The following is a 16753-nucleotide window of genomic DNA, read 5'->3' on the forward strand; positions in this document are numbered from 1 at the left end:
GCGGCCCGCACGGCCCGTCGCGCGGTGGTGTGCGCCGCGCGGTGGCCGCGGCTCAGTCCGCCGTGCGCAGCGCTTCCGCGATCTCCTCGTCCGCGACGGCCATGGCGGCCTCGGCCCGGGTGTACCAGACCGCGCGCCGCGCCGCGGAAAGACCCGCCCACGGGTGCCGCTCGGCGCTGTACCCGAGGGTGCGGTACAGCGCTGTCGCATAGCGTTCACGCCGGTCGGTCTCGCTCATGTGGTCGCTTCCTCGGAGGAGTGGTCGGGTTTCGGGGACCGTCGGGGAACAGCGGCGCCGCGGCCGTCCGGTCCGCGCGCGAGTCTGGCACGCCCGGACCCCGGACGCCGACTCCCGGCTGCCGGCCTGCGCCCCGACGCGTCGTCGGCCCCCGGTCCCGGCCCGTCCGGCACCTTCGGGGGCTCCCTCGGCGCCCGGAACGGCGTGCCCGTGCTTCACGTCCGATGTCGGCTATCGTGCCAGGTGGACAGTTTTGGCGTACATGCTCCGCTTTTCACGGTGAAGCGCCGGTGCGGCGCCGGTGAGCGCCACCGTGCCGCTCCCGGCGAAGCCGCCGGTGCGGCAGCGGGCGCGGGAGGTGGGATGGACGGCGTGCGCAGCGGCTTCGCCGTGATGGACGACGGGGTGCGGCTGCACTACGTGGAGTCCGGCAGCGGTCCGGATCTGCTCCTGGTACCCGGCTGGTCCCAGACCGCGGCGCAATGGCGCCACCAGATCGCCGACTTCGCCCGCACGCACCATGTCGTCGCCGTCGACCACCGGGGCCACGGCGGCTCGGACAAGCCGGACCACGGCTACCGGATCGCCCGGCTGACGACGGACATCCATCAGCTCATGCGCTCCCTGAAGCTGGACGACGTCGTCTGGGTGGCCCACTCCATGGGGTGTGCGCTGGCCTGGTCCTACTGGGAACTGTTCGGCGGCGCCGGTCTGGCGCGCCTGGTGCTGTTCGACGAGCCCGCCGTGCTGATCCACAGGCCGTACTGGCCGGAGGGGCTGGCGTCCCGCCTCGGCGCGCTGTACGGGCTCGAACAGATCACCGACGTCGTCGCACAGCTCCAGGACCCGCAAGCCGACGCCGAGACGTTGACCGCCGGATTCCTGGACGCCATGTGGACCCCGGCCGCGACGGAGGAGGACCGCCGCTGGGTCCTCGCCCAGAACCTGCTCTTCCCCCGGGAGTTCGCGGGCCGGCTGTTGCTGGACAACGTCATGCAGGACTGGCGTGACGTCCTGCCCCGGATCACCGTTCCGACGCTGGCCATGGGCGGGGCGCAGAGCGTGATTCCCACCGCGGCGGCGCGCTCGGTCGCCTCCGCCGTGCCCGGTGCCACGCTGCGCATCCTCGACCGGCGCGGCAGCCACTTCGCGTTCTGGGAGAACCCCGCGGCCTTCAACCGGGAGGTCCGGGCCTTCCTGGAGACCGCCGCGGACTGACCCGGTGCCGGAACGGTGCGGACCCGCCCGGGGCCCGGAGCCCCGGCCGTCAGCCGCCGGTGCGCCTCGCGTCGACGCGCCGACCGCGCGTCGCGTCCACCACGACCGGGATGCCGTCCGGGATCCGCCCCTCCAGACCGTCGAGCAGCGGTGCGACCGGCGGGAGTTCGCCGGGGGAGCGCACGTGGATGTGCAGTGTCCTGGAGGCCGCGTCCACCCGGGTGACGGAGGAGCCGGGCACGTCGGCCAGCCAGTGCTGGGCCACGTCCTTGGCCCGGCCGGTCCACATGTTCAGCAGCAGCGTGAGCGCGGTGTTGGCCGACAGCGGGACGAACACCACGGCGAACAGCAGCGCCATGGCCGCGTACGTCCTGCGGGTCGGCCGTCCGGAGCCCCCGGCGGATCCGGCCGCCCCCGTGCCGAAGCCGAGCGCGGCGAAGACCACCATGCCGCCGAAGACCAGCGCGAAGAGGTTGGAGACGAACAGCACCAGCGCCCCCAGCGCCAGCCATCCCGCCAGGTGCCCGAGGCACACCCCGGCCACCACCAGCGGCGGGACGAGGGAGATGGCGATCGCCACCCCGGGCAGCACGGCGGCGACGTCCCGGCGGGCCAGTGCGACCGCACCGGCCAAGCCTGTCGCCAGGGCGGCCACCAGGTCCATCAGGCCCGGCGAGGTCCGCGAGGCGATCTGACTGTCCGACAGCAGGTTGAAGTCGGCGGGCAGGACCAGTGAGAACAGCGCCCCGACAGCGATCACCAGGAGGCAGGCGCAGACGACGACCCTGACCGCGCCGGTTCGCAGGCGCTGCACCGAGCCCAGCGCGATACCCATGATCGGTGTGGAGAGCGGTGCGATGATCATTGCCCCGATGACGGTGGCCGTCGAGTCCGTGAGCACCCCGCCCGCCGCGATCACCGAGGAGAGCGTCAGTATCGTCCAGAACGCCGACGCCTTGGCCGCGGTGTCCCCGCAGGCGGGGGCGAGATCCCGGGCCAGCTCGTCCGGTGAGCGGCGCTGGGCGGTCGGCAGGACACGGGCACGAACTCCGCTGAGCATGTCCCCGAGTATCGGCGCCGACGCAGGTCCGGCGTGCAGGACACGGTGCCCGGGGGAGAATCCGCCGCCCGGCACCGGCACGGCGGGCACCCCCTGTCGCGCCGCCCGGCGCCTTCCGCCGTCCCGCCCCGGACCCGCGCCTCGGCCGCCCGGCACCGGGCCCGCACGGAACGCTCCGGCTACCGCGCCGCCGCGCGGTGCGGTCCGGCGGCGCCCGCGCCCGCGTCCCGGGCGGCTTCGAGCCGCGCCTGGTGCTCCACCGCGGCCGCGAACGCGCCGCCTCCCTCGCCGGGGATCTGATTGCGCATGCGCACCACCGAGACCCCGGCGGCGATCGCGGTCGCCAGGTCGGCGATCTCCAGCCAGAGCGCCTGGGCGCGGTCCGCGACCGCTTCGGCCTGCTCGTAGGCCCCCCGGTAGTGCCAGCGTTCGGCGACGTCCCGGTACAGCAGCACCCCACCGACGGCGTCCCCGGCCAGGCCGGTGATCCGCGCCCGCGCCTCCCGCACCAGCAGCGCGTCGGGGTGGGACAGGCCGAGCGCGTTCGCGGCGTGCTCGTCGAGCTGGGCGGCCAGGGTCTCGGCCTCGTCCGCGCGGCCCGCCGCCGCCTGCGCGTCCAGGCGGGAGACGGCCTCGGAGAGGGCTTCGGGGGTGGTCGCTCCCGCGACGGGCGCAGCGGTGGCGGGCTCCGGCGCCGGCTGCGCCCGCCCGGGGTCCGGGCGGCGGGTGCGACCGGCCGCGGTGCGCTTCTTGGCCGCCTTGCCCTGCCGGGCGCCGACGGACAGTTCCCCGACCGCGCCGTCCGGTGAGATCACCAGGTGCCACACGGCGCCGTCCCGTTCGGTCGCCTGCGCCCGCACCGGCCGTCCGAGCCCCGCGGCCGCCGCGGCCACCGCGTCCACGGCCGAGGCCCGGGTGGGGTGTTCGGCCGCGGGCAGGAGCGGACCGGAGACTGCCACGCGGCCGCTGTCCTGGACGACGAAGGCGTAGGCCGGCCAGCCGGGTACCTCGGCGGGCTCGTAGGTGGTGGGCATGGAGCTCCCTTCCTGGAGAGGTTCCCCGGCGCTAGCGCACGGTGACGTCGGCGACCCGCCAGTCCGCGTCGGCGGACTTCCGGACGAGGTGCACGTACGCCACCACGGAGGCCGGCTCCCGCGTCCATCCGTCGCGCCCGTGCGGAGTGGTGGTGACGGTCAGTTGCCGCCAGGCCACGGTGTCGGTGTCCTCCGGCTTCGCCGCGTCCTCGGTCCTGTCCAACGCCACCGTGGTGTAGGCGCGGTGGTCCGCCCACCGCTGCCACTGGGCACCCGGCGCCGAACCGGCGCGGCGGCCGCCGAGCGTCCGTGCGTAGGAGCGGGTCAGCCAGCCCGCGTCCGCGGTGCGCCGGGCCGCGTCCCCGGGCCCGTCGTCGACGGTGGTGTCGTGCGTCCACATGGCGGTGAGCGTCCCCTCGGCGACCTCGTCGGGGTCCTTCTCGTCCACGTCCCCGGGCCGGGGGACGCCGCCCTCGGGGGTGCCCGGCGGCTTCTTCTCCGCCTCCGCCGAACCGCTGGGCGAGGGCGGGTGCGAGGCGCCGCCGGGGGACGCCGAGGACTCGGACGCCGAGGACCCGGACGGCGAGGGCGTGGCGCCCGCGCGAGGCTGCTGCGTGGCGCCCTCGGAGGCGGCGGAGCGCTCGTCCTCGGAGCCGCATCCGGCCAGGGAGGCGGCGAGTGTGAGCGTGAGTACCGCCGCCGCGGTCCCGGCGCGCCGACCAAGTGCTGTCATCCGAACCTTCTCACCTTCTGGGGCCTGCTGGTGTAGTAGCTGTCACCGAGCCGGCTGATCTTCACCACGTCGCCGGTCTTCGGCGCGTGGATGAACTGCCCGTTTCCGACGTAGATGCCGATGTGGTCGAAGCTGCCGTGCAGGTCGAACCCGATCACGTCGCCCGGCCGCAGCGCGTCGCGGTCCACGGACTTGCCCGCGGTGACCTGGGCCTGCGAGGTGCGGGGCAGGAGCGTCCGGCCGCCGCTGGCGTGGTAGACGGCCGCCTGGACCAGGCTGGAGCAGTCGAACCCGACCGTGTTCGCCCCCTGCGCGAAGCCCCGGCTCGGGCCCTCCGGTCCGCCGCCGCCCCAGGCGTACGGGGTGCCGAGCCACTTCTTGGCGTAGGCCACCACCCGGTTGCCGAACGGGCCGCCCTCCTCGTCCGCCATGTCGCCGGAGTAGCCGGTCATCGCCGTGATGATCCGGGTGACGTAGCTCTGCGTTTCCGGATAGGGCGGCAGACCGCCGAACTCCTGGACCGCGCCGGGGCCCGCGTTGTAGGCGGCGAGGATCAGCCGGGTCAGGTCCCCGCCCTTGCCCAGCGGCGCCACCTTCTTCGCGAGCCAGCAGTCGTAGCGGGCCTGGGTCATGATGGCGTCTCCGGGCGTGAACGGATCGGCGGTCCCGTCCGGTTCGGAGCTCCCGTCCCGGCCCGCCGCGTCCACCCCCCAGGTCTTCCAGGTGCCGGGCAGGAACTGGCTCAGCCCCTGCGCCCCGGCGTGGCTCTTCGCGGTGGCGTTCCAGCCCGACTCCGCCTCGATCTGCGCGGCGATCAACGGGGCACTGACCTCGGCGCACTCGCGTCCGGCCCGCTCGACCCACGCCACGTACTCCGGCGGGACGCTCCGGGAGTCGAGCGTGGTCACCAGCCCGACCGGAGCGCCGGCTTCCTCCTCCTCGGCGGCCGCCACGACGGACAGTCCGACCAGCATGGCGAGCAGACCGGCTGCGACACCCCCAGCCACCCTCAACGCGGTTGCGGGCATCCGCACCCCCTCTTGAACCAGTTCCGGCGAAAGTCCGTATGAGGGTCCGCAGTCCGAAATCCAGCACGTGGAACCACGTGACCACCCATGAGTTCGAGCGCGGCGTCGAGCACGCCGCCGAAGGGAGAGGCCATGGCCGGGGAAGTGCCGGTTTCCAACCCCTGGCTTTCTCCGACCCCGGGCCGCCCTTCGGGGGGCAACAACGGGGAGCCGCGGCGATCGGTTCAGGACGGTCCGACGCCGGTCACCGGTCCGACCGCTCCGCAGGGCGGTGTGCCGTGGCCGGACCGCATGCTGCCCGTCTCCCCGGCACGGCAGGACACCGGGCACGGTTGGTGGTGGCTGGGCGTCCACGGCGGCGCCGGGGTCAGCACCCTGGAGCAGGCGGTGCCCGGCGGCCGGGACGCGGGCCGCGCCTGGCCCTCGGCCGGGACGCCGCAGCCGGTCGTCCTCGTGGCGCGCTCCGACGCGGGCGGTCTGAAGGCCGTGCAGAGCGCCGCCCAGCAGTGGGCCTCGCAACTCGTCACCGGTGTCGAACTGCTGGGCCTGGTCGTCGTCGCCGACGCCCCCGGCCGACGCCCCAAGGCCCTGCGCGACCTGCTGTACCTCGTCTCCGGTGCCGTGCCGCGGCTGTGGGAGATCCCGTGGGTGGAGCAGTGGCGGCTCGGGGAGTCGCCACTGACCCATCTCCCCAAGGAATGCGCGCCCTTGGCACGCGATCTGACCCGACTCATCCGACCCGCCTGAAGGGGAACCCCGCATGTCCACTCTGCTGGCGGCTGCCTCGGCCGCCTCACAGGATCTCGCCCAGCTCGCCGCCGGGTCGGTGCCCTCCGGGCCTCCGGACGTCGGCGGCGGCGCGGCGCCGCCCGGTGCCGACGGCCTGCTGACGGTCCTCAAGTGGGTGGCGTGGACGGTCACGGCGCTCTGCGTCGCGGGGATCTTCGGGGTCGCGGCCCGGATGGCCCTGGACCACTCCCGGGGCGGGGGACGCGAGCACGCCAAGGGGCTGGGCTACGTGCTGGGCGCCTGCCTGCTCGTGGGCTCCGCCTCCGGCATCGTCGGCGCCCTCGTCTGACGGACCGCCACGGACAGCGCGCAGATGCGGATCACAGGGATGGGAAGGGACATGGCAGAGCCCGGCAACCGCGGGGGGAACGACGACTCGCGCAGCCCCTGGCTGCGGAACGGCTTCGTCCTCGCGGTCGCGTTCATCGGCTTCGTCGCCGTCATCGGAGTGGCGGTCCTCGTCTCCTCCGACGCGCCGGAAGGCGGCTCCACCGCGGCCTCGTCCACGCCGGGCGCGGACGCCCGGACCGGGCAGCCACCGCCGTCCGCGGCAGCGCACCGCGGTGACTGCCCCGGACTGGACGACACGGGCAGGAAGGTCCCCGCCGCACCGCCGGAGGGCGTGGACTGGAAGCTGTTCCACTCCGTCGCGCTCCCCTCGTCGAAGGCGGCGGGCCCGGCCGTGGTCGAGAAGGACGTGGCGCGCTGCTACGCGCACACCCCGCTCGGCGCCCTGCTGGCGACCAGTCAGATCAGCGTCCGCTATCTGGCCGCCGACGACTGGCAGGGCGTCACCCGTGCGCAGACCGTCGGCGAGGGCCGGGAGCCCTACCTGAAGGCCCGGGCCGCCTCGGAGCGCACGGCGGACCCGGAGGCCCTGGACGGCGCGGCCCAGGGGCAGATCGCCGGGTTCGACTTCGTGAGCTACACGGGCAGCACGGCCGTGATCCGCACCGTGTGGCGGTTCCAGGACGGCCGGATGCAGGCCGCCAGCACCACCGTGCTGTGGCGGGACGGCGACTGGAAACTGGAGTACCCGGCCGATCCGCCGGCGCCCGCCCCGGTCGACTCCCTGGCCGGATACGTCGAATGGGGTGGTGTGTGATGGCGGGCTGCGACTTCGGCTGGGTGCGCCCCACGGTCGGCGGGTACTGCGTGGGCGACGGGGAGGGCACGGGCCCGAAGGACCTCGGCGACAGCGCGTTCGACAACATCGCCGACAGCGCGGCCCAGGCGGCCGCGGACACCGTCAAGGCGCTCGGCAGCGCATGGACGGACATCGACAGCCCCCTGCTGAGCTACGACAGCGGACCCGCGGCGTTCCTGCGCGGCTCCACCCTGTGGTTCACCTCCTTCACCGCCGTGCTGTGCCTGGTGATCGCGGCCGGGCACATCGCCTGGCAGCGGCGCGGCGAACCCGGAAGGCAGGCCGTGCGGGGGCTGCTCAACCTGATCGTCGTCTCCTCGGCCGGGGTGGCGGCCGTCAACCTGCTGACCGTGGCCGGGGACAAGTTCAGCGTCTGGATCATCGACAGGTCGACCGGCTGCGAGCAGATCAGCGCCGCGGGAGAACCGGTCCAGCAGTGCGTGGACGAGTTCGACGACCGCGTCTCGGCCATGCTCGCGCTGGGCGGCACGGACTCCTCCTTCCTCGTGCTGATCATGTCCCTGCTGGTGATCGGGGCCGGTCTGGTGCAGATCGCCCTCATGATCGCCCGGGTGGCGCTGCTGGTGATCCTCACCGGCACGCTTCCGTTGTCCGCCGCGGCCAGTTCCACCCCGTCCGGACGAGCCTGGTTCCGCAAGTCCGTCGGCTGGCTGCTCGCCTTCGTGCTCTACAAACCCACCGCGGCGGTCGTGTACGCGGCCGCGTTCTCCATGGCCGGCAACACGCCGAAGGGGGAGGGCAACGAGATCATCTCCATGGTCTCGGGCGTCGTCCTGCTGGTGCTGGCCTGCTGCACCCTCCCCGCGCTGCTGCGCCTCGCCGCCCCCGCGGTGCAGGCGACGACCGCGGGCCTCGGCGGCGGCTCCTCCGCCCGCTCCGGCGGCGGCCGGGTCGTGGCCAGCGGCGCGCAGGCGGTACCGCAGTTGCGCGGACCCGCGGCCGGACGGTCGGTCTCCGGCGCCACCGTGAGCCGGGAGCGCGGGGACGCCACCGGCGCACGCAGCAGTCCGGGGCACGCCGCGAGCAGCCGCCGGCCCGCACAGGGCGCGGGCGGGACACAGGCGACGCCAGGATCCGAACACTCCGCCGCCGACCAGCGCGCGGGCCGGTCGCGTCCGGCCGCCCTGCTCGACCGGCCCGGAGAGGCGGAGCAGACCGCCCCGGGCGATCCCGCCGCCCCGGCCGACCCGGCGGCCGTCAAGGAGACGCTCTCCTCCGCGCTCTCGACGGCCGGCCACCGACACCGCGACGACCAGCAGGGGGAACCCCATGGCAGTGACTGAAGGAACCGGCCCGCGCACCTACGGCAACTTCCGCAAGCCGCGCGCCTCCGGACTGCGGGGCCTGTCGCTGGGGGCGACCATGCTGCTGTTCGGCGGCCTGATCGCCGTCGTCCTCGGCACGCTGGTCTCCGTGTGGATCGCGCTGGCCCTGGCCGTCGTGCTGGCGCTGGCCATGGCGCCGCTGGCGGTGCGCGACCGGCACGGCCGCACACTGATGCAGCGCGGCGCGGTACGGCTGGCCTGGTGGCGCACCACCTCCTCCGGCGGCAACCTCTACCGGTCCGGTCCGCTGGGCCGGGCAGGCAGCGGCACCTGCCGACTGCCGGGACTGGCCGCCCAGTCGTCCCTGAGCGAGGCCCAGGACGGCTACGGCCGCCCGTTCGCCGTCCTCACCGTGCCCGCGACCAACCACCACACGGTAGTCGTCTCCTGCGACGCCGACGGCGCGGCGCTGGTCGACGAGCGGCAGGTCGACATCTGGGTGGCCCACTGGGGCCAGTGGCTCTCGGCGCTCGGCACCGAACCGGGGCTCGTGGCCGCCAGCGTCACCGTGGAGACCGCGCCCGACCCCGGCGTCCGGCTCCAGCAGGAGATCGGCGCCAACGCCGTCAACGACGCGCCGGATCTGGCGCGGGAGATGCTGCGCGACGTGGTCGCCGCCTATCCCAGCGGTTCGGCGCAGATCAGCACCCGGATCGCGCTGACCTACTCCGGTGCGCCCCGCGCCGGTGCGCCGCGCCGCAACGTCGAGGAGATGGCGGTGCACATCGGGACCCGGCTGCCGGGACTGACCGCCGGACTGTCCATGACCGGCGCGGGCACGGCCGTCCCGATGACGGCGACCGAACTCGCCGAGGCGGTGCGCGTCGCCTACGACCCGACCGTCGCGCAGTTGGTCGAGGAGGCGCGCGCCGCCGGAGGCACCGGACTCACCTGGGACGAGGCGGGCCCGACCGCCGCGCAGGAGGAGTGGGACCACTACCGGCACGACGGGGTGCACAGCATCACCTGGGCCATGACCGAGGCCCCGCAGGGCGAGGTGTTCTCCAACGTGCTGACCGGGCTGGTGCAGCCCAGCCGCGACATCGCCCGCAAGCGGGTCACGCTGCTCTACCGTCCGCACAGCCGGGCCGAGGGCGCCCGTGTCGTCCAACAGGACTACAAGAACGCACTGTTCACCGCTCAGCAGCAGCCGATCGGCCGCGCCAGCGACGACGCGGAGGTGGTGGCGGCCCGGAAGGCGGCCGAGGAGCAGGCCCAGGGACACGGGGTGATCCAGTTCGGCATGCTGATCACCGCGACCGTCGACTCCGCCGAGGACCTGCCCCGGGCCACCGCTGCAGTGGACAACCTGGCTCCGGCCGCCCGCATCGCGGTCCGGCCCGCCTACGGTTCGCAGGCTGCGGCCTTCGCCGCGGCGCTGCCGCTGGGCCTGGTGCTGCCGCTGCACACCGCGCTGCCGCAGACGGTACGGGACGCGATGTAGGTGCGGATCGCCATGGCGGTGCCCGGCGGATCCCGCGGCCCCGGCAAGGGGCTGCGCTGCTGCCCGCCCTGCCCCGCGGGCGCGGATCGCCCGGGCTTCGCAGCACGGGGGACGCGCCCGTGCGGGGCAGGCGGACTGCGCGCTCAGCCACCACGTACCCGCAGGCCGGGGGATCGGGCCAGGGGCACCCCCGGACACGGCCACACAGCACAGGAGGATTCGATGGCACGCAAGGCCGAGAAGACGCGGGGACGCGGGGCCGACCCGAGCCTGCCGCAGGCCACCGCGCGGGGCTGGCCCGGCCGCGGCGGCGGCATGGTCGGATACGTCGATCCGGCACCCGAATGGCGCGGCACCTCCGTCCAGGTCTGCGGCCTGTGGCCGTTCGGGGCCGGAGCGGGGACCCCGATGGTGGGGGTCCCGCTCGGCCGCGACCTGGACTCGGGGGCCACGGTCTGCTGCGATCCGGTGAGCTGGTTCATGCGCACGGGCCTGCTGGCCAACCCGTCGATGTTCGTCCTCGGCCGCCCCGGACTCGGCAAGTCCACCGTGGTGCGGCGGATGGCGCTCGGCCTGTCCGGCTACGGTGTCCACCCGCTCATCTTCGGCGACCTCAAGCCCGACTACGTCGACCTCATCCGGGCGATCGGCGGGCAGGTCATCAGCCTGGGCCGGGGACGCGGGCATCTCAACGTCCTCGACCCGGGGGAGTCCACGGCGGCGGCCGCCCGGCTCACCGGGGACGCGCGCCGGCAACTGCTGGCCGCCACCCACAGCCGCCGGTTGCACATGGTGTCCGCGCTGGTGACCATCCTGCGCTCGGAGCCGCCGAGCGACCGCGAGGAGACCGTGCTGGCCGCGGCGCTGGACGTCCTCGACGACCGGCACGGCGCCGGCCGGACACCGGTCCTGGCGGACCTGGTGCAGGTCATCAAGGAGGCCCCGGAGTCGGTGCGCGCCGTCGCCCTCGACCGCGGCGACATCACGCGCTACCGGGACATCACCGAGAACCTGGAGGCGTCGCTGACCGCGCTGCTGGGAGACGGCCTGCTGGGCGACTCGTTCGCCCGCCCGACCACCGAGCCGATGAAACTCGACCGGCCGGTGTGCTTCGACGTCAGCAGCATCGACGACAGCGAGACCCTGCTCCAGGCCGCCGCGCTGCTGTCCTGCTGGTCCTACGGGTTCGGTGCGGTCTCCACGGCGCACGCGCTCGCGGACGCCGGACTGGAGCCGCAGCGCAACCACTTCCTGGTGATGGACGAACTGTGGCGGGTGCTGCAGGCGGGCCGGGGGCTGGTCGACCGGGTCAACGCCCTCACCCGGCTGGACCGGCAGCGCGGCGTGGGCCTCGCCATGGTCACCCACACCATCGGCGACCTGCTCGCGCTGCCCACGGAGGAGGACCGCATCAAGGCGAAGGGCTTCGTCGAGCGTGCGGGCATGGTCGTCTGCGCCGGTCTGCCCCCGGCCGAGATGCCGCAGTTGGCCCAGGTGGTGGAGCTCACCGAGGTGGAGAAGCGGCTGCTGGTCGACTGGTCCACGCCGCCGGCCTGGGACAGCTCCCGCAGCCGCCAGGCCGACCCGCCCGGCCTCGGCAACTTCCTGGTCAAGGTCGGCAGCCGTCCGGGCATCCCCGTCCATGTGGACCTGACCGCCGGGGAACTGGACGTCAACAACACCAACAAGCGCTGGAACAAACCGGCCTGAGCCCACGGCGGCCGGCCGGGGCGACCTCCCGGCCCCGCCGGTGAACCGTTCCGGCCTCCGATCCGTGAACAGAGGCGGAGGCCGGGCCCCCACCCGGGTCTCCGCCCGAGTCGGGCCCGGGGCGCGCTCCCCGTTCGGCGCCCCGGGCCCGGTCCGGCGACGGGGCGGGCCCGGTTGCGGGCTGCCGCGACGGCGGTTGAACCGATCCGTCCAGGAGCCCGTGTTCATCCGGGAGTTCGTTCGTCGCAAGCCGAGACGTCAGGAAGTGGTGCAACATGAGCGAGGACGGAGAAGCGCGGCCGCCCGGCGTGCCGCCGGGGCAGTCCGAGCCCGTCCCCTTCGACGTCGTCATCACCGGCGAGGGCGCCGCATCGATCGACGGCGAGCCGGTCCCGGTGCTCGGGGACCAGCCGCTGGACACCGCGATCCTCGACACCCTGCACGGGTATGCGCAGCTTCGGGACGACCCGGTCACGGCGGCCATCTCCAATCCGGCGACGGGCTACGCGGTGCGCGTCGAGGTCGGCCCCGACGGCTCCAGCCGCCTCGTGGGCCAGGACGGCGCGGCCGCCGACGCTGCGGAAGCCGACGCCGCGGCCGCCGACGCCAGGGAAGCCGACGCCGCGGCCCCGGCCCGACCGGCGCCGATGCCCTCGGCCGATCCCGCGGCGGGGGAGGGGCCGACCGTCCCGCAACCGGCGGCCGGGAACGGCGCACCGGCCGTCGCGGGCAGCGCGGCGGCCGCGCCCGCCGGGCAGCCGCGACCTGCTGAGGCCGCGGCCCGGTCGCGCACCGCCATGCCGTCGATCCCGCGGCCCTCGATCCCGCGCCCGTCGATGCCGTCGATGCCGTCGATACGGCGCCCGTCCCTCCCGGGGCGCTCGCCCGGCTCCGGGAAGGCCGCGGGCGGCGCGACGCGCGGCTCGGACGTGGAGTTCGTGCCCACCAGCCTGCTCAAGAAGCCGTGGGTGGTCGGAGGCGTGGCCGTCGCGGTGGCGGCGCTGGTCACCACGCCGCTGGCGCTGGCCGGGGCCAGCAGCGGGGGCACCGACCAGAAGGCGGACGGGAAGATCCGGGTCGAGGATCCGAAGGAGGAGCCGGACCGCGGCCCCGGCGGGTCGGTGCACCCTTCCCGCCCGCCCTACCCCAGCGGTTCCCCGTCCGGGTCTCCTTCGCCCAAGGACAAGGACGACGAGAAGGACAAGCCGAAGTCGGCGGACTCGAAGCCCGAGAAGTCCGACGACGACGCCGAGAGCGACGAGGACACCGCGAAGGACTCCGGCTCGTCCGACAAGAAGTCCTCCGGCGACAAGGACAAGCACGTCAAGAAGGCGCCGAAGCGCAGCCGCATCCCGCACGGGGTGACCATGGTCGTGAACCGGAAGACCGGCCGCTGCCTGGACGTGCCCGGCACCGGCAAGGGCAAGCCGGACGGCCCGGTCCAGCAGGGCGCCTGCGACACCACCGCCGGGGCCCGGGGCGGCAACCAGCGGTGGAAGCTGGACCTGAAGGTGAAGGACGGCGGCCCCGGCAAGGCCGACCTCTACCTGATCCGCAACGTCAAGGACAACCTGTGCCTGGACCTGGCCGGATACGGTCCGGTGGCGGCGCGGGCGCCGGTGACCGAGTACCACTGCCGTCCCAAGAACGACAACCAGCTCTGGTGGCTCGACAAGCGCTCCAACGGCACGTACTGGATCCGCAACCACGAGAGCGGCAACCAGTGCCTCGATGTGGCGGGCGCCGGGGAGAAGACGAACGCCCGTCTGCTGATCTTCGGCTGTGACGACGCCGACGACCACCAGTGGCGCTTCAAGAAGCCGTGAGGCCCGGGCCCGACCGGGGAGCGCAGCGGTTACCGGCGTCGGCCGGGCCCCGCTCACGGGCCCGGCTCGCGGCCCCGCCGCCCAGCCTTCCGGCCCCCGCTGCGCCCACCGTCGGCCGCGCGGCGGGAGGGCCCGGCCCCCGGGCCGACCGGCACTCGGCGCCGACCGGAGGGTCAGCCCTGCGGTGCCCCGTCGGGCTCGCCGTCCAGCGAGCCGAGCTTCTCGCGGATGCCGGCGGCGTCCCGATGGTTGAACTCCTCCAGCAGCGCCAGGGCACGGCTCCAGTGCTTGCGCGCGGCATCCGGCGCACCGGTGGCGAGGTGGACGTCGCCGAGGTGGTCGATGGTCTGCGCCTCGCCCCACCGGTTGCCGACCGCCCGGTGCTTGGTGAGCGCGTGCTGGTAGTGCTCGATGGCCGCGTCGTGGTGCTGGAGGCGGTGGTGGACCGTCCCCAGGAAGTCCAGCGAGATGCCCTCCACCCAGGTGTTGTCGGTGGCGCGTTGGACCTCCAGTGCCTGCTCCAGGTAGGTGCGCGCCTCGTCGAGCCGGTCGAGCCGCAGATGGGCCTCGCCCAGGTTGTTCAGGCAGATGCCCTCGCCCCAGCCGTGTCCCAGCGTCTGGTAGGTCTTCAGCGCCTTCCGCAGGTGTACCAGGGCCTCCTCGATCCGGCCGGCCCGCAGGCAGACGTCGCCGAGGTTGCCGGTGATCCGCGAGGCGCCGCTCTCGTCGCCGAGCAGTTGCCAGGCGGCCAGCGCCTGGTGGTAGTGGTCGATGGCCTCGTCCAGCCTGCCCGCGTTGGTCAGCGCGTTGGCCACCCCGGTGAGTGCTTCGGCGGCGCCCTTCCGGTCACCGTCCCGGCGCGCCGCCGCCAGGCTCACGCGGTTGCAGGAGAGCCAGTCGTTGGTGTGGCTGCGCAGATAGAAGAAGCCCCACAGGGCCGCCGTCAGCCGCCAGGCGAGGGCGGAGTGGCCGCCGGCGGCGGCCTGGTTGATCGCCGCGATCAGGTTGGGGCGTTCGGCCGAGCACCACTTCAGCGCCTGGTCGTAGGTGGTGAACCGGGGCGCGACACAGCCCTCGGGCAGCGGCACCAGCGGCACCCGCGGCCGGTTCGGGGTGATGAACCGGGAGGCCGCGGCGGAGGCGTGCAGATACCAGATGAGGATCCGCTCGACCGCCTGCGCGCGCTCCGGCGCCGCCTCCTCGCAGTCTGCCTGCTCGTGGGCGTAGATCCGCAGCAGGTCGTGGAAGGCGTAGCGGCCGGGGAAGTGCTCGGTCAGCAGATGGGCGTGCGTGAGTTCGGTGAGCAGCCCGCGGGACTCGCGCAGGTCGAGGCCCGCCAGGGCGGCGGTGGCGGGCGCGGAGATGTCCGGTCCGGGCGCGGCGGCCAGCAACTGGAACAGCCGGGCGGCCGGGGCCGACAGCGCGTGGTACGACCACGAGAACACCGCGCGCACGTCGGTGCTGAGGTCGCCGCCGGTGAACGCGTCGAGGCTGCCGTGGTTGTCCCGCAGCTCCTCGGCGACCGCGTACAGCGGAAAACTGGGGTGGGTCGCGGCGCGCGCGGCGACGATGGCCAGCGCCAGGGGGAGCCGTGCGCAGCAGGCGATGATCTCGTCCGCGGCCTCCGGCTCGGCCGCCATCCGGGCCGTACCGATCCGCCGGGCCAGGAAGTCGCGCGCGTCGGCGAGCGGGAGGGGGTTCAGGGTCAGCGGATGGGCTCCGTCGTTGGCGATCAGACCGGTGAGCTGGTTGCGGCTGGTGATGATGGCGAGGCAGCCGGGGCCGGTGGGCAGCAGGGGCCGCACCTGTTCGGTGTCCCGGGCGTTGTCCAGCAGCAGCAGGACCCGCCGGTCGGCGAGCAGACTGCGGAACAGCGCCGTGCGCCCGTCGGGGCGTTCGGGTATCTGCCCGGGGGGCACGCCCAGCGCGTCGAGGAACCCGTGGGTGGCCTCGTCCGGAACCATCGCCGACCCGGTCGCGTCGAAGCCCCGCAGGTTGACGTAGAGCTGGCCGTCGGGGAACCGGTGGGCGATCTCGTGCGCCCAGTGCACCGCCAGGGTGGTCTTCCCCACCCCCGCCATGCCGCCGATCGCACTGATCACCACCGCGTTCGGATGCCCGCCGTCGGCGGGCAGCAGGCTGTGCGTCTGGGCCAGTTCGCTCTCCCGGCCGGTGAAGACCGGCAGATCGGCGGGGAGTTGCGCCGGGCGGGCCGCAGCCGCCGGCTGCGGGGAGTCCGCCGCCGTGCCCTGGGAGGACTGCGCCGGGGCCGGCGCGCGCAGCGACGGATCGGCCGACAGCATCCGGGTGTGCAGGTCGACCAGGGCGGCGCCCGGCTCGACGCCCAGCTCCGAGATGAGCGTCCCGCGGATCTCGCCGTACGCGGCCAGGGCCTCGGCCTGCCGCCCGGACCGGTACAGCGCCAGCATGAGCAGCTCGTAGAGCCGTTCGCGCAGCGGGTTCCCGGTCGTCAGCGCCGTCAGCCCGGCGGCCACTTCCTCATGGCGCCCCAGCTCCAGGCCGAGGTCCAGATGGCTCTCGCAGGTGCTCAGCCATTGCTCGTCGAGCCGGTAGCGCTCGGCCGCGGCCAGCGGGCCCGGGACGCCGGCCAGCGGCCTGCCGTCCCACAGCTCCAGTGCCGCCTGCAGCAACTCGTCGGCGGCGCGCAGCGAACCGCCGGTGCGCAGCTTCTTCGCCTCGGCCACGCGTCGCTCGAACACGTCGAGATCGAAGCCGTCCTGGGCCACCCTGACGAGATAGCCGTCCGCGGAGGAGACGATCACTCGCGGAGCCTGCCCGGACTTCCGGCCCGGCTCCAGCACTTTGCGCAGCCGCGACACGTAGGTACGCAGCACGGTGACCGCACCTGACGGCGGGTCCTCGCCCCAGATGGCGTCGACCAGTTCGCCCACCGTCGCGGGCCGCCCGCGGCGCAGCAGCAGCGCGGCGAACACGGCACGTTGCTGCGGTGACCCGAGGGCCACCTCCTGCTCCCCGCACCAGGCTCGGACCGGTCCTAAAACAGCAACACGCAGGGAGGTCGTATGGCTCACGTTCACGAGTTCGACTCTACCGAGGCCCGAACGATCCGGAAGCACCCGGTTGCATTTCTCACCGAGAGGTTCCCGCCCGGACTTCGGAACGTGACGTGTTCGAGATCGTACCGGGAGGCACCGGTCG

The 16753-nt window shown here is 74.2% G+C and carries 14 protein-coding genes; 8 read left to right on the plus strand and 6 right to left on the minus strand.

The genetic code is table 11. The features are described 5' to 3' along the window. Nucleotides 1–52 precede the first annotated feature (52 nt). Complete coding sequence (locus tag BMX65_RS11895) at nt 53–238, minus strand: hypothetical protein (RefSeq protein WP_075000164.1); 186 nt, start codon at nt 236–238, stop codon at nt 53–55. A 363-nt stretch (nt 239–601) separates the two neighbouring features. Between BMX65_RS11895 and BMX65_RS11900 the strand changes: the two genes are divergently transcribed. Further along, nucleotides 602–1456: an alpha/beta fold hydrolase gene (locus BMX65_RS11900; protein ID WP_075000165.1), complete on the plus strand. Its 855-nt coding sequence runs from the start codon at nt 602–604 to the stop codon at nt 1454–1456. A 49-nt stretch (nt 1457–1505) separates the two neighbouring features. On the opposite strand, the gene BMX65_RS11905 is transcribed toward BMX65_RS11900, so the two are convergent. From BMX65_RS11905 to BMX65_RS11920, 4 genes are all read right to left on the minus strand, one after another. Next, on the minus strand, nt 1506–2516 hold the full coding sequence (locus BMX65_RS11905; protein WP_075000315.1) for a DUF389 domain-containing protein: 1011 nt from the start codon (nt 2514–2516) through the stop codon (nt 1506–1508). A gap of 179 nt (nt 2517–2695) precedes the next feature. Beyond that, nucleotides 2696–3550 carry a hypothetical protein gene (locus tag BMX65_RS11910; protein ID WP_075000166.1) on the minus strand — a complete coding sequence of 285 codons (855 nt, stop codon included), beginning with the start codon at nt 3548–3550 and terminating at the stop codon, nt 2696–2698. A 31-nt stretch (nt 3551–3581) separates the two neighbouring features. Beyond that, nucleotides 3582–4283: a hypothetical protein gene (locus tag BMX65_RS11915; RefSeq protein ID WP_075000167.1), complete on the minus strand. Its 702-nt coding sequence runs from the start codon at nt 4281–4283 to the stop codon at nt 3582–3584. Next, the gene (locus tag BMX65_RS11920) at nt 4280–5290 is read right to left on the minus strand and encodes a C40 family peptidase (RefSeq protein ID WP_162637656.1); all 1011 of its coding nucleotides are present in this window, start codon (nt 5288–5290) and stop codon (nt 4280–4282) included. Before BMX65_RS11920 ends, BMX65_RS11915 begins: the two co-directional genes overlap by 4 nt. Nucleotides 5291–5584: 294 nt before the next feature. Here BMX65_RS11920 and BMX65_RS11925 point away from each other — a divergent pair, with 294 nt between their 5' ends. The 7 genes from BMX65_RS11925 (at nt 5585) to BMX65_RS11960 (ending at nt 13573) form a co-directional block, all read left to right on the plus strand. Then, on the plus strand, nt 5585–6058 hold the full coding sequence (locus BMX65_RS11925; RefSeq protein ID WP_143081835.1) for a DUF6668 family protein: 474 nt from the start codon (nt 5585–5587) through the stop codon (nt 6056–6058). Nucleotides 6059–6071: 13 nt separating this feature from the next. Next, a complete protein-coding gene (locus BMX65_RS11930; protein ID WP_075000170.1) occupies nt 6072–6389 on the plus strand; it encodes a hypothetical protein in 318 nt (105 codons plus the stop codon). 51 nt (nt 6390–6440) lie between these two features. Then, nucleotides 6441–7205 (plus strand): DUF8175 domain-containg protein, encoded by a 765-nt coding sequence (locus tag BMX65_RS11935; protein ID WP_075000171.1) that lies wholly within the window; start codon nt 6441–6443, stop codon nt 7203–7205. Next, nucleotides 7190–8551, plus strand: a complete 1362-nt coding sequence (locus BMX65_RS31345; protein WP_177214244.1) for a TrbL/VirB6 family protein — start codon at nt 7190–7192, stop codon at nt 8549–8551. Before BMX65_RS11935 ends, BMX65_RS31345 begins: the two co-directional genes overlap by 16 nt. Beyond that, the gene (locus BMX65_RS11950; protein WP_075000174.1) at nt 8538–10037 is read left to right on the plus strand and encodes an SCO6880 family protein; all 1500 of its coding nucleotides are present in this window, start codon (nt 8538–8540) and stop codon (nt 10035–10037) included. The genes BMX65_RS31345 and BMX65_RS11950 overlap by 14 nt, the downstream gene beginning before the upstream one ends. A 222-nt stretch (nt 10038–10259) precedes the next feature. Continuing rightward, a complete protein-coding gene (locus BMX65_RS11955) occupies nt 10260–11747 on the plus strand; it encodes an ATP-binding protein (protein ID WP_075000175.1) in 1488 nt (495 codons plus the stop codon). 275 nt (nt 11748–12022) lie between these two features. Continuing rightward, complete coding sequence (locus BMX65_RS11960; RefSeq protein ID WP_075000176.1) at nt 12023–13573, plus strand: RICIN domain-containing protein; 1551 nt, start codon at nt 12023–12025, stop codon at nt 13571–13573. Nucleotides 13574–13746: 173 nt separating this feature from the next. Here the strand turns inward: BMX65_RS11960 and BMX65_RS11965 are convergent, their stop codons facing one another. Beyond that, on the minus strand, nt 13747–16557 hold the full coding sequence (locus BMX65_RS11965; protein ID WP_079171835.1) for an AfsR/SARP family transcriptional regulator: 2811 nt from the start codon (nt 16555–16557) through the stop codon (nt 13747–13749). Nucleotides 16558–16753: the final 196 nt, after the last annotated feature.

Source organism: Streptomyces qinglanensis (assembly GCF_900111245.1).
GTDB lineage: Bacteria > Actinomycetota > Actinomycetes > Streptomycetales > Streptomycetaceae > Streptomyces > Streptomyces qinglanensis.